The following is a 13388-nucleotide window of genomic DNA, read 5'->3' on the forward strand; positions in this document are numbered from 1 at the left end:
GGCGAGGCGAAGAGATATGTCGACCAGGTGCTGCAGCCGTGCGGCACCTTGCGGCCCAGGCCGCTGATCAGGAACGTACCGGCGACGAAGGCGATCAGAGTGACCAGGCGGCGGACCGGCCCGGCCCGTACGGCACGCTGCCCTGTTCAACGAGCGAACAGTCCGAGGGGGAGGTCACGCATACTGGACGCGTTATGGACATCGTCATCCTTGCTGTAGTCATCGCCGTGGTCGTGATCGGCGCGCTCGGCGGGCTCGTGGTCGGCAGCCGCAGAAGGAAGCAGCTGCCCCCGCCGCCCACCGCGCCCGAGATCACCGCCCCTCCGGCCGAGCCGCATGTCGGCGAAGAGGCCGAGACACCGCGCGACGAAACCCGCCGCACGATCGAGGAGGTCGACCTCCCGCTCGTCGAGCCGGGAGCGTCCGCCCCCGTCGTGGTCGAGGAGCCCGAGGCCCCGGCCGCCCCCGAGATCGAGATCCCGGAGCCGACCGCGGGACGGCTGGTGCGCCTGCGCGCCCGGCTCTCCCGCTCGCAGAACGCGCTCGGCAAGGGACTGCTCACGCTGCTCTCGCGCGAGCATCTCGACGACGACACCTGGGAGGAGATCGAGGACACCCTCCTCACCGCCGACGTCGGCGTCGCGCCCACCCAGGAGCTCGTCGAGCGGCTGCGCGAGCGCGTCAAGGTGCTCGGCACCCGTACGCCCGACGAGCTGCGCGGTCTGCTGCGCGATGAGCTGCTGAAGCTCATCGGCACCGACTTCGACCGCACGGTCAACACCGAGTCCGCCCTGGACACGCCCGGCATCGTCATGGTCGTCGGGGTCAACGGCACCGGCAAGACCACGACCACCGGCAAGCTCGCGCGCGTGCTCGTCGCCGACCGCAAGTCCGTCGTGCTCGGCGCCGCGGACACCTTCCGTGCGGCCGCGGCCGACCAGCTGCAGACGTGGGGCGAGCGCGTCGGTGCCCGTACCGTGCGCGGTCCCGAGGGCGGCGACCCGGCGTCCATTGCCTTCGACGCGGTGAAGGAGGGCATCGAGGAGGGCGCCGACGTCGTCCTGATCGACACCGCGGGCCGGCTGCATACCAAGACCGGACTGATGGACGAGCTCGGCAAGGTCAAGCGCGTCGTCGAGAAGCACGCGCCGCTCGACGAGGTCCTGCTCGTCCTGGACGCCACCACCGGCCAGAACGGCCTGGTCCAGGCGCGTGTCTTCGCCGAGGTCGTCGACATCACCGGGATCGTGCTGACCAAGCTCGACGGCACGGCGAAGGGCGGCATCGTCGTCGCGGTCCAGCGGGAGCTGGGCGTGCCGGTCAAGCTCGTAGGCCTCGGCGAGGGCGCCGACGACCTGGCCCCCTTCGAGCCCGAGGCGTTCGTGGACGCGCTCATCGGGGAATGAGCGGGTTACGGAGTCACCTGCGCAGACGAGGGGCTCACCGCGGTACTGAACCGCGGTGAGCCCCTCGTGCATGCCACAGACGCAAAGTTCGTACGTATGTGCGTCAGGCGCAAGGTTCTGTGCCTCAGGCGCGTGCCTCAGGCGCAGAGACGGTGCGCCACATACGCCAGCGTCCCCAGTAGTAGTCGCGCCTGGGGTGGATCGTCGGCCGAGTCGAGCGCGGGGGAGCGCAGCCAGCGGACCGGGCCGAGGCCGCCGCGGTCGGAGGGCGGGGCCGTGATGTGATCACCGGGGCCCAGCCCACGCAGGTCGAGCGTCGCGTCGTCCCAGCCCGTCCGGTAGAGAAGCGCCGGAAGCTCCGCCGTGGTGCCCGGAGCGACGAAGAAGTGCGCCCGGCCGTCCGGCGTGGCCGTCACCGGGCCGACCGGAATCCCCATGCGCTCCAGCCGCACGAGCGCGCGCCGGCCGGCCGCCTCACTCACCTCGAGCACGTCGAAGGCACGCCCCACCGGGAGCATCACCGCGGCGCCGGGATACTCGCCCCAGGCCTCGGTGACCTCGCCGAGGGTGGCCCCCGCCGGGACGGTGGAAGCGAAATCCAGGGGATGAGCGCCGGGAGCCGGGCAGCCGGCCCTGCCGCATGAGCAGGTGCCGTCGGCAGCTCGCGCCCCGGGGGCGACGTCCCATCCCCACAGGCCGGTGAACTCCGCCACCGCGGTGCACTCGGACGCCCGGCCGCGACGCCGTGAGCCGGGCCGGATCTCGCGCATCGCCCGGCTGCTGCCGATTGTGAAGCCCATGCCCCCTCCAACGGGTCCGGTCGGCGGGTGGTTACGAGGAGGTCGTCATCCGTGACTCTCCGCTCTCGGCCTCCGTGACTCTCCGGTCATGGCGGCGTCCGGCTGCACAGCGGGTGGCGCGCCAGGTTCCGTGCGCCCCAACACGCATCGCTACGACATTTCCGCTCGCCTGACGTCAAGTCAACCGTCTGCAACCGCTACGGAGTTCATTCGAAGGGGTGGCGAATGGTGGCGATTCCTGGAAGGGCCTCGCCGGAGGGGTGATCGTAGGATTACTTTGAGTACACGAGTCCTGGGGATGTGCGCGCTTGTGGGTATGCCGGAGGCAAGTCGGTTCCTGTACGGCGGGTGACAATCACCGGACGTGCGACCGCGGCGCACGGCATCCTGGGGGCTTGCGGCATACCCGCGGACACAAGTTGCTTGAAGGATGGGGGCGTTCCAGTGGGCGGCAACGGTGGAACCGGTGCGAACGCTGAGAAGCGCCCGAACGAGCTGCTGAGCTCGTGGTTCGTGCGCAGCGGCTGGTCGAAGGGCGAGCTTGCGCGCCAGGTGAACCGGCGCGCCCGCCAGCTGGGCGCCAACCACATCTCCACCGACACCTCGCGGGTGCGCCGCTGGCTGGACGGCGAGAATCCGCGCGAGCCGATCCCGCGCATCCTCTCCGAGCTCTTCTCGGAGCGTTTCGGCTGCGTGGTCGCCGTCGAGGACCTGGGTCTGCGCGCCGCGCACCAGTCGCCCTCCGTGTCCGGCGTGGACCTGCCCTGGACGGGCCCGGGGACGGTGGCGCTGATCAGCGAGTTCTCGCGCAGCGACCTGATGCTGGCGCGGCGCGGCTTCCTCGGGACCTCGCTGGCCCTGTCCGCGGGCCCCTCCCTCGTCGAGCCCCTGCAGCGCTGGCTGGTGCCCGCGCCCGCCACGCAGCTGGGCGAACCCGAGACGTCGTCGTCGGCGTCGTCCTCCCGTCGCGGCAACCGGCTCTCCGGGCCGGAGCTCGACCTCCTCGAGTCCACCACCGTCATGTTCCGCCAGTGGGACGCCCAGTGCGGCGGAGGTCTGCGCCGCAAGGCGGTCGTCGGCCAGCTTCACGAGGTGACGGACCTGCTCCAGGAGCCCCAGCCGGCGGCCACCGCCAAGCGGCTGTTCAAGGTCGCCGCCGAGCTCGCCGAGCTGGCCGGCTGGATGAGCTACGACGTGGGCCTGCAGCCCACCGCGCAGAAGTACTTCGTCCTCGCCCTGCACGCCGCCAAGGAAGCGGGCGACAAGCCCTTCGGATCGTTCGTCCTCTCCAGCATGAGCCGCCAGATGATCCACCTCGGCCGCCCGGACGACGCCCTGGAGCTCATCCATCTCGCGCAGTACGGAAGTCGTGACTGTGCGTCACCGCGCACCCAGGCGATGCTGTATGCGATGGAGGCGCGCGCCTACGCGAACATGGGCCAGCCCGGCAAGTGCAAGCGAGCCGTCCGTATGGCCGAGGACACCTTCGCCGACGCCCTCGAGTTCGACGAGCCCGAGCCCGACTGGATCCGGTTCTTCTCCGAGGCCGAGCTCAACGGCGAGAACGCCCACTCCTACCGGGACCTCGCCTATGTGGCCGGTCGCAGTCCCGCGTACGCGTCGCTCGCCGAACCCCACATGGCCAGGGCCGTGGAGCTGTTCGGCCAGGACACCGAGCACCAGCGGTCGTACGCACTGAACCTGATCGGCATGGCCACGGTGCACCTGCTGCGCAGGGAGCCCGAGGAGAGCGCCGCCATGGCCGGGACGGCCATGACCATCGCCAAGAAGGTCCGCTCGGAGCGGGTGAACACCCGTATCCGCAAGACCGTGGACACGGCCGTGCGTGACTTCGGGGACGTCGCCGAGGTGGTCGATCTGACCGAGCAGCTCGCCGTCCACCTGCCCGAGAACGCAGAGGCCGTCTAGAAGCCCGCGCCCCGTACCCGAGGCCCCCTGGAAGACCCCGGCCGCGGCCGGCCGTCCCGATCCGCCCGACTCGGCACCCCCACGCCAGGTCCCCGGGACGACCGCGCCGCGGCCGGATCGTTCCCTCCACCGGGGCCGGCGCGGGCCGGGCTGGGGCGCCATGGGCGTTTCTCGATCGGCTGTGGGGTTTCTTCGCGATGGCTGCTGCCGCAGCGGGCGAGTTTTACGTCCTTCTGCTGGAAGGTTGCGCCACGATAACGATCGCGCGGCCCGAGATCCGGCAGTTCATGTATCCGTAACACCCACATCGCCTTCGTCACTGCCGCGAAACATCGAGTGGCTTCCGTCGAAACGGCGCTGCGAAAACCTCTGGCGCATAACCGGCCCACCCCTCCGCCCGATCAGGCTTCGCCCGCACGGGGCCGTACTACGACGAGGAGACGCCGATGGCATCAGCCATCACGCTTGCCGCAGACGCTCCAACGCTGTCTGCCGCTAACACCGGATTCATGCTTCTGTCTTCTGCCCTGGTGATGCTCATGACACCGGGCCTGGCCTTCTTCTACGGAGGCATGGTCCGCGTCAAGAGCACCCTCAACATGCTGATGATGAGCTTCATCAGCCTGGGGATCATCACCATTCTCTGGGTGCTCTTCGGCTTCTCGATGGCGTTCGGCACCGACCACGGCAGCCTTATCGGCTGGTCCGGTGACTTCATCGGGCTCAGCGGCATCGGAAAGACCGAGCTCTGGCCCGGTTACACCATCCCGATCTATGTCTTCGCCGTCTTCCAGCTGATGTTCGCGATCATCACGCCCGCTCTGATCAGCGGTGCGCTCGCGGACCGTGTGAAGTTCACGGCGTGGTCCCTCTTCATCACGCTCTGGGCCATCGTCGTCTACTTCCCCGTGGCCCACTGGGTATGGGGGACCGGCGGCTGGGCCTTCGACCTCGGCGTCATCGACTTCGCCGGTGGTACGGCGGTCCACATCAACGCCGGTGCCGCGGCGCTCGGCGTGATCCTGGTCATCGGCAAGCGCGTCGGCTTCAAGAAGGACCCGATGCGGCCGCACAGCCTGCCGCTCGTCATGCTCGGCGCCGGTCTGCTGTGGTTCGGCTGGTTCGGATTCAATGCCGGCTCGTGGCTGGGCAACGACGACGGCGTCGGCGCGCTGATGTTCATCAACACGCAGATCGCCACCGCCGCCGCCATGCTCGCCTGGCTGCTCTACGAGAAGATCCGCCACGGCGCGTTCACCACGCTGGGTGCCGCCTCCGGTGCGGTCGCGGGTCTGGTCGCGATCACCCCGTCCGGTGGTGCGGTCTCCCCGCTCGGCGCGATCGCCGTCGGTGCCATCGCCGGTCTGCTCTGCGCCATGGCCGTCGGCCTGAAGTACAAGTTCGGCTACGACGACTCGCTCGACGTCGTCGGTGTCCACCTCGTCGGTGGTGTGATCGGCTCCCTGCTCATCGGCTTCTTCGCCACCGGTGGCGGCCAGTCCGACGCCGCGGGTCTCTTCTACGGCGGCGGCCTGACCCAGCTGTGGAAGCAGTGCGCCGGTGTCGGTGCGATCCTCGCCTACTCGCTCATCGCCTCCGCGGTCCTCGCCTTCCTCATCGACAAGACGATGGGCATGCGGGTCAGCGAGGACGAAGAGGTCGCCGGCATCGACCAGGTCGAGCACGCCGAGACCGCGTACGACTTCAGCGGCGCCGGCGGCGGCGCGGCTTCTCGCACGGCGACGCCCGCCCCGGCTGCGGCGGAGAGCAAGAAGGTGGACGCATGAAGCTCATCACGGCAGTCGTCAAGCCCCACCGGCTCGACGAGATCAAGGAAGCCCTCCAGGCCTTCGGGGTCCACGGGCTGACGGTCACCGAGGCCAGCGGCTACGGTCGTCAGCGCGGGCACACCGAGGTGTACCGCGGCGCCGAGTACACGGTCGACCTGGTCCCGAAGATCCGTATCGAGGTGCTGGTCGAGGACGACGACGCGGAGCAGCTGATCGACGTCGTCGTGAAGGCCGCCCGCACCGGCAAGATCGGTGATGGCAAGGTCTGGAGCATCCCGGTCGAGACGGCCGTACGGGTGCGGACTGGCGAGCGCGGTCCCGACGCGCTCTGACCGAGACGCGCTCTGACCGAGAAGAAGAACAGGAGTCGCTGGGTGACGAGTGTGGACGTGAAGACGGAAGCGGAAGACTCGGGACCCAGCGGCTACGCGGCGGCCCGGCTGCAGCTCCTCCAGGAGGAGTCGCAGTCCGGGCCGCCGCGCCGTACCGCCCTGGCAGACCTCACCGACGACTGGCTGAGCGGGCTGTTCACGGCGGCAGCCGCAGACGTGAAGGGCGCGTCCCTCGTCGCCGTCGGCGGCTACGGACGCGGCGAACTCTCCCCGCGCAGCGACCTCGACCTGCTGCTCCTGCACGACGGCGGCGCGGACTCGGGTGCGGTGGCCTCACTGGCCGACCGGATCTGGTACCCCGTGTGGGACCTGGGCCTCGCCCTCGACCACTCCGTCCGTACGCCGAGCGAGGCCCGCAAGACCGCGGGCGAGGACCTCAAGGTCCAGCTGGGACTGCTCGACGCCCGCCACATCGCGGGCGACCTCGGCCTCACCGCGGGCCTGCGCACCGCCGTCCTCGCCGACTGGCGCAATCAGGCGCCCAAGCGCCTCCCTGAACTCCAGGAGCTCTGCGCCGAGCGCGCCGAACGCCAGGGCGAGCTGCAGTACCTCCTCGAACCCGACCTCAAGGAGGCCCGCGGCGGTCTGCGCGACGCCACCGCCCTGCGCGCCGTCGCCGCCTCCTGGCTCGCCGACGCCCCGCGCGAGGGGCTCGCCGACGCCCGCCGCCGTCTGCTCGACGTACGCGACGCCCTGCACCTGACCACCGGACGCGCCACCGACCGCCTCTCCCTCCAGGAGCAGGACCAGGTCGCCGCGGAACTCGGCCTCCTGGACGCCGACACATTGCTCCGCCAGGTGTACGAGGCGGCACGCACCGTTTCGTATGCAAGTGACGTCACATGGCGTGAGGTGGGGCGTGTGCTGCGGTCGCGCGGCGCCCGGCCCCGGCTGCGCGCCATGCTGGGCGGCGGCAGCAAGCCGGCGCCCGAAAGGTCCCCGCTCGCCGAGGGCGTCGTCGAGCAGGACGGCGAGGTTGTGCTCGCGCGCACCGCGCGCCCCGAACGCGACCCCGTGCTCCCCTTGCGCGCCGCTGCGGCGGCCGCGCAGGCCGGTCTGCCGATGTCCCTGCACGCGGTACGGCGACTGGCGAGCGCCGCCCGGCCACTGCCCACCCCCTGGCCCGCCGAGGCGCGCGAGCAGCTCGTGACTTTGCTCGGCGCCGGAAGGCCCACCGTCGAGGTGTGGGAGGCCCTGGAGGCGGAAGGCCTGATCACCAGGCTGCTGCCCGACTGGGAGCGGGTGCGCTGCCGTCCCCAGCGCAATCCCGTGCACACCTGGACCGTCGACCGGCACCTGGTCGAGACGGCCGTGCGCGCCGCCGCGCTGACCCGCCGCGTCGGGCGTCCCGACCTCCTGCTGGTCGCCGCGCTGCTGCACGACATCGGCAAGGGCTGGCCCGGCGACCACTCGGTGGCCGGCGAGATCATCGCCCGCGACGTGGCCGCACGGATCGGCTTCGACCGCACGGACGTCGTCGTACTCGCCGCACTGGTACGCCACCACCTGCTGCTCATCGAGACCGCCACCCGGCGCGACCTGGAGGATCCGGCGACGGTCCGGTCCGTCGCCGAGGCGGTCGGCTCCCAGAGCACTCTCGAACTCCTGCACGCGCTCACCGAGGCCGACGCGCTGGCCACCGGGCCGGCCGCCTGGTCGTCATGGCGCGGTTCGCTGGTGGCCGACCTCGTCAAACGCGTCTCGGCGGTACTCGCCGGCGACGCCCCCGATGAGCCCGAGCCCGCGGCGCCCACGGCGGAGCAGGAACGACTCGCCGTCGAGGCGTTCCGCACCGGCGGACCCGTCCTCGCCCTGCGGGCGCAGACCGAGCCGCAACTCGAGACGTCCGCCGCCTCCGACCCCGACAAGCCCTCCGCCGATCCGGAGCCACTGGGCGTGGAGCTGCTCATCGCGGTGCCCGACCAGCCCGGAGTGCTGCCCGCGGTGGCAGGCGTGCTGGCCATGCACCGGCTGACGGTGCGCACCGCCGAGCTGCGGGCGCTGCCGCTGCCCGACGGGGTGAACGACGAGGCGTACGACTCGGTGCTGCTGCTCGACTGGCGCGTGGCCGCCGAGTACGGCTCGCTGCCGCAGGCCGCCCGCCTGCGCGCCGACCTGGTACGTGCGCTCGACGGGTCCCTCGACATCCCGGCCCGCCTCGCCGAACGCGATGCCGCCTATCCGCGGCGGCGCGGAACGGTGGCGCCTCCGCCGCGGGTCACGGTCGCCCCGGCGGCGTCCCGGCTCGCGACCGTGATCGAGGTACGCGCCAAGGACGCGCCCGGGCTGCTGCACCGCATCGGGCGCGCCCTGGAGGACGCCCGTGTACGCGTGCGCAGCGCGCATGTCAGCACGCTGGGCGCCAACGCCGTGGACGCGTTCTACGTGACCGGACCCGAGGGCGCGCCGCTGCCGGGGGAGGAGGCGGCTTCGGTGGCCCGGACCTTGGAGGAGACGTTGCGGGGCTGAGGACGTGCCTGCGGCTGAGGTGCTTCCGGTGCTGGACGCGCCTCAGCGACCGCAGGTCCCTCAGTGACCCCGACGTCTCCCAGTGCAGGGACGTCTTGCCCGGGTATCGGGGCATCCCACCCATGTATTGACGACGGGTGAGGGTGACCAGCTTGCCCGGGCGGATACCCTGGAGGGCGACCTGCTCCCGCACCCGACCCGAGGATCCACGACCGCCGTGTTCGATACTCTTTCCGATCGCCTCGCAGCGACATTCAAGAACCTCCGCGGCAAGGGGCGCCTCAGTGAGGCGGATATCGACGCCACGGCGCGCGAAATCCGTATCGCGCTGCTCGAGGCGGACGTGGCCCTGCCCGTCGTCCGCTCCTTCATCAAGCAGGTCAAAGAGCGTGCGGCCGGCGCCGAGGTCTCCCAGGCCCTGAACCCCGCCCAGCAGGTCATCAAGATCGTCAACGAGGAGCTGATCGGCATCCTCGGCGGCGAGACCCGCCGTCTGCGGTTCGCCAAGCAGCCGCCGACCGTGATCATGCTGGCGGGTCTGCAGGGTGCCGGTAAGACGACGCTCGCCGGAAAGCTCGGCCACTGGCTGAAGGCGCAGGGGCACGCGCCGCTGCTCGTGGCCTGTGACCTGCAGCGCCCGAACGCCGTCAACCAGCTCGCGGTCGTCGCCGAGCGCGCCGGCGTCGGCATCTACGCTCCGGAGCCGGGCAACGGCGTCGGCGACCCGGTCCAGGTCGCCAAGGACTCCATCGAGTACGCGCGCACCAAGCAGTACGACGTCGTGGTCGTCGACACTGCGGGCCGCCTCGGTATCGACCAGGAGATGATGCAGCAGGCCGCGGACATCCGTGACGCGGTCTCGCCGGACGAGGTCCTGTTCGTCGTCGACGCGATGATCGGTCAGGACGCGGTCAACACCGCGGAGGCCTTCCGGGACGGCGTCGGCTTCGACGGCGTGGTGCTCTCCAAGCTCGACGGTGACGCCCGCGGTGGTGCGGCGCTCTCGATCGCGCATGTCACCGGCCGCCAGATCATGTTCGCCTCCAACGGCGAGAAGCTGGACGACTTCGACGCGTTCCACCCGGACCGGATGGCGTCCCGCATCCTCGGCATGGGCGACGTGCTCACGCTGATCGAGAAGGCCGAGCAGACCTTCTCGCAGCAAGAGGCCGAGAAGATGGCCTCCAAGCTGGCGTCCGCCAAGGGCAAGGACTTCACGCTCGACGACTTCCTGGCGCAGATGGAGCAGGTCAGGAAGATGGGCTCCATCTCCAAGCTGCTCGGCATGCTGCCGGGGATGAACCAGATCAAGGACCAGATCAACAACCTCGACGAGCGGGACGTGGACCGCACCGCCGCGATCATCAAGTCGATGACGCCGGGCGAGCGGCAGGACCCGACGATCATCAACGGTTCCCGGCGCGCCCGTATCGCCAAGGGTTCCGGTGTCGAGGTCAGCGCGGTCAAGAACCTGGTCGAGCGGTTCTTCGAGGCGCGCAAGATGATGTCCCGCATGGCCCAGGGCGGCGGTATGCCGGGCATGCCCGGGATCCCGGGCATGGGTGGCGGCCCCGGCCGGCAGAAGAAGCAGCCCAAGAAGGCCAAGGGCAAGCAGCGCTCGGGCAACCCGATGAAGCGCAGGCAGCAGGAGCTGGACGAGGCCACGCGGCGCGAGCAGACCGCGGCTCAGGGCGGCGCCTTCGGCCTGCCGGCCGGGCAGCAGGCAGCTCAGGACTTCGAGCTGCCGGACGAGTTCAAGAAGTTCATGGGCTGAGGCGGCCGGTCCCGTCCGTTCGCCGTAAGGGGCGTCCGCAATGGCGGACGCCCCTTACCCGTTGGCGCGGGAGTGGTGGTGCGGGACTGTCGGCGGGGGCTCGTACTTCTTGCTGCGCCGCCGTCCGCGGGCCGTTGCCTGCTAGGCCGTACGCGCGATGAGGTAGCGGAAGACGTTCGGCATCCACACGGTGCCGTCCGGCCGCTGATGCGGATGCAGCGCTTCTGTGAGCTCCTTGTCGACCTGAACGTGGTCCGTCGCCTCGGCCGCCGCGTCGAACAGTCCCGTGGACAGCAGCCCCCGCACGGCACTCTCCATGTCGGCGTATCCGAAGGGGCAGGCCACCCGTCCGGAACCGTCGGGCCTCAGCCCCGCGCGCTGGGCGACCTCCTCCAGGTCGTCCCGCCCGGCGGAGCGCCAGCTGCCCGTGCTGTGCAGTGGATCCGCGAGCTTGGTGGCGACGCGCAGCACGGAGGACGTCGTGCAGCGCTCCGGAGGCCCCCATCCCGCCAGTACGACCTGGGCACCGCGCTCGGCCAGTGGAGCCGCGGCCGCAAGCAGCTCAACGAGCCCTTCGGAGTCTCCCGCCAGGCAGCCGATCGGCTGGAACGCGGTGACGAGGTTGTACGCGGGGCCGCCCGAGACGGCCGTGTCCATGGGATCTCCGTCGACGATCCGGACGCCGGCGCACGCGTACGTGCCCGGCGCACCGTCGGGCAGCATCCGCTGCCGGGCGAGGGCCAGCCGCTCGGGAGACGAAGAATCGACACCGGTGACGGATGCCCCCCGCCGCGCCGCCATCAGGAGGGCGAGTCCCGATCCGCAGCCGAGGCCGAGCAGCCGGGTGCCCGAGCCGGTCCCGAGTCGCTCGTACACCGCTTCGTAGAGCGGAACCAGCATCCGCTCCTGGATCTCCGCCCAGTCACGCGCGCGTGCACACAGGTCCAGAGGGGGCGTCGATTCCGAGTGGGGCTGATTTTGTCGCACGAGCGTAGATGTCATTAAGTGGCCCCAATCCGCCGAGAGTTACTGCCGTGGCCTGCTCCGCCGCTCCCCGTGCAGTGCACCCGCACCCCCCGTATGCCAGAAAACTCCGCTTCCGCCACGGCGTCCAGGGGTTACGGGCCAATGCTTGCGTGCCACCGCTGTGCGCCCCCGTGCGCCGTCGGACTGCCGCTGGTGAGCGCCCGACGGCGAGGCCGGGCTCACCGTGCAGAAGGGTGACCGTACGCTGTCTGGTCACCGACGAGCGGGCGGCGCCGGAGACGGACGCGAACCCTGGGTACGGCCGCGACAGCGGCGGAGGCATACTGAGTCCCCACAGGAGCGCGCGAACACCGGCCGAAACGTCACTTGCGCACCGGACGGTTACTGGTTTCCCGGCGCGATTACCGTGCCTACGCCCCGGGGCGTACGCGCCACTACGTACCACCTTGGCGTGAGCTGTGAAACTTCTCCGCAGATCAGCGCACCCGCCCTCGTCCGGACGCATGAGCGACGACTGACGGGTACGTGCAAATTATTTGGGATGCCCCGGAATAGGAACACTGAGGCACTCCGGCTCGTTCTCACGACGTGAGCACGACACCACCTGTTCTCGCCGCAGAGCTGGCGCAGGCGTGGGCCGACATTCAGCGGTACCACCCCGAGCTGCCGGATCTTGCCGAGCCCGAATCCCTGATCGGGGAGTCGTCGTCCGCCTGCGGGCACGAGCTCTCCTTCGAGCGACTGCTCCATGAGGCAGTCCACGGCATCGCCGCCGCGCGCGGAATCCGCGACACCTCGCGCGCCGGCCGCTACCACAACCGCAGATTCCTCGCGATCGCCGAGGAGATGGGCCTGGACCACCCGGACGAGCCGCACCCCAGCAGCGGTTTCTCCCTGGTCACGCTCAACCCCGAGGCGAAGAAGCGCTACCGCCCCACGATCGAGCGGCTGCAGCGCGCCCTGAAGGCGCACTCCGCCGCGACCGCGGGAGACACGGCGCGCAGCTTCCGGGGCCCGGCCGCCCGGCACGGCTCCTCCGGGGGCGGCGTCCGCGTCAAGGCGGTGTGCGACTGCGGGCGCAATGTGCGGGTCGTCCCGTCCGTCCTGGCCCAGGCGCCGATCGTCTGCGGGGGCTGCGGCAAGCCGTTCCGCATCCCCGAGGCGGTCGCCGCGATCGCGAGCTGAACCGCTCCGGAGCCCGCACGGCGCCGGGTCCGGGCGCCATGCGGGCTGCCCTGATGGCGGCGCCGGTCCCGGTTCGGCCGTGTCCTTGGCGTATGGCACAATGGTCAGCTGTACTCGACAGTCGCATAGGACCCCTCTCTCCTCCGGCTGACGCGTCCATCGGGCCGATCGGGTACCGCAACCCCACGCGGCATCTCGTTGTGCCCAACCACGTCAAACCAGGAGAATCCACTCCCGTGGCAGTCAAGATCAAGCTGAAGCGTCTGGGCAAGATCCGTTCGCCTCACTACCGCATCGTCGTCGCCGACTCCCGTACCCGCCGTGACGGCCGGGCCATCGAGGAGATCGGTCTGTACCACCCGGTGCAGAACCCGTCGCGCATCGAGGTCGACGCCGAGCGCGTGGCGTACTGGCTGGGTGTCGGCGCGCAGCCGACCGAGCCCGTTCTGGCCATTCTGAAGAAGACCGGCGACTGGCAGAAGTTCAAGGGCGAGCCCGCCCCGGCGCCGCTGCTCGTTGCCGAGGCGAAGGCCACGCGCCCGTCGTTCGACGCCCTGGGCGGCGAGGACGAGGGCAAGGGTGAGGCCATCACCCAGAAGAAGAAGGCTGAGAAGAAGGACGAGGCTGCGGCCGAGTCCGAGTCGACCGAGGCCTGA

At 70.5% G+C, this 13388-nt stretch carries 10 protein-coding genes; 8 read left to right on the forward strand and 2 right to left on the reverse strand.

Annotation, left to right across the window (positions count from 1 at the left end):
• The first annotated feature begins 194 nt into the window (after nt 1-194).
• On the forward strand, nt 195-1406 hold the full coding sequence (ftsY, locus tag ACWD4J_RS24635; protein WP_451397589.1) for a signal recognition particle-docking protein FtsY: 1212 nt from the start codon (nt 195-197) through the stop codon (nt 1404-1406).
• Between the two features lie 137 nt (nt 1407-1543).
• On the opposite strand, the gene ACWD4J_RS24640 is transcribed toward ftsY, so the two are convergent.
• The gene (locus ACWD4J_RS24640) at nt 1544-2206 is read right to left on the reverse strand and encodes a bifunctional DNA primase/polymerase (RefSeq protein WP_451397590.1); all 663 of its coding nucleotides are present in this window, start codon (nt 2204-2206) and stop codon (nt 1544-1546) included.
• 444 nt (nt 2207-2650) lie between these two features.
• On the opposite strand from ACWD4J_RS24640, the gene nsdA reads away from it, so the two are divergent.
• The 5 genes from nsdA to ffh all read left to right on the forward strand — a co-directional run bounded on the left by nsdA (nt 2651) and on the right by ffh (nt 10560).
• On the forward strand, nt 2651-4135 hold the full coding sequence (nsdA, locus tag ACWD4J_RS24645; RefSeq protein WP_451397591.1) for a transcriptional repressor NsdA: 1485 nt from the start codon (nt 2651-2653) through the stop codon (nt 4133-4135).
• A gap of 446 nt (nt 4136-4581) precedes the next feature.
• Nucleotides 4582-5922, forward strand: a complete 1341-nt coding sequence (locus ACWD4J_RS24650; protein WP_451397592.1) for an ammonium transporter — start codon at nt 4582-4584, stop codon at nt 5920-5922.
• The gene (locus ACWD4J_RS24655; RefSeq protein ID WP_030231663.1) at nt 5919-6257 is read left to right on the forward strand and encodes a P-II family nitrogen regulator; all 339 of its coding nucleotides are present in this window, start codon (nt 5919-5921) and stop codon (nt 6255-6257) included. The genes ACWD4J_RS24650 and ACWD4J_RS24655 overlap by 4 nt, the downstream gene beginning before the upstream one ends.
• A 42-nt stretch (nt 6258-6299) precedes the next feature.
• Nucleotides 6300-8786: a [protein-PII] uridylyltransferase gene (locus ACWD4J_RS24660; protein WP_451397593.1), complete on the forward strand. Its 2487-nt coding sequence runs from the start codon at nt 6300-6302 to the stop codon at nt 8784-8786.
• A 217-nt stretch (nt 8787-9003) separates the two neighbouring features.
• Nucleotides 9004-10560 carry a signal recognition particle protein gene (gene ffh, locus ACWD4J_RS24665; RefSeq protein ID WP_451397594.1) on the forward strand — a complete coding sequence of 519 codons (1557 nt, stop codon included), beginning with the start codon at nt 9004-9006 and terminating at the stop codon, nt 10558-10560.
• 141 nt (nt 10561-10701) lie between these two features.
• Here ffh and ACWD4J_RS24670 read toward each other — a convergent pair whose 3' ends face one another.
• Entirely contained in the window at nt 10702-11562 is an 861-nt protein-coding gene (locus ACWD4J_RS24670) for a class I SAM-dependent methyltransferase (protein ID WP_451397595.1), read from the reverse strand.
• A gap of 573 nt (nt 11563-12135) precedes the next feature.
• On the opposite strand from ACWD4J_RS24670, the gene ACWD4J_RS24675 reads away from it, so the two are divergent.
• Together ACWD4J_RS24675 and rpsP are read left to right on the forward strand one after the other, a co-directional pair.
• Nucleotides 12136-12732, forward strand: a complete 597-nt coding sequence (locus ACWD4J_RS24675; protein ID WP_451397596.1) for a hypothetical protein — start codon at nt 12136-12138, stop codon at nt 12730-12732.
• A gap of 236 nt (nt 12733-12968) precedes the next feature.
• On the forward strand, nt 12969-13388 hold the full coding sequence (gene rpsP, locus ACWD4J_RS24680) for a 30S ribosomal protein S16 (RefSeq protein ID WP_451397597.1): 420 nt from the start codon (nt 12969-12971) through the stop codon (nt 13386-13388).

The organism is Streptomyces sp. NPDC002577 (assembly GCF_053594815.1).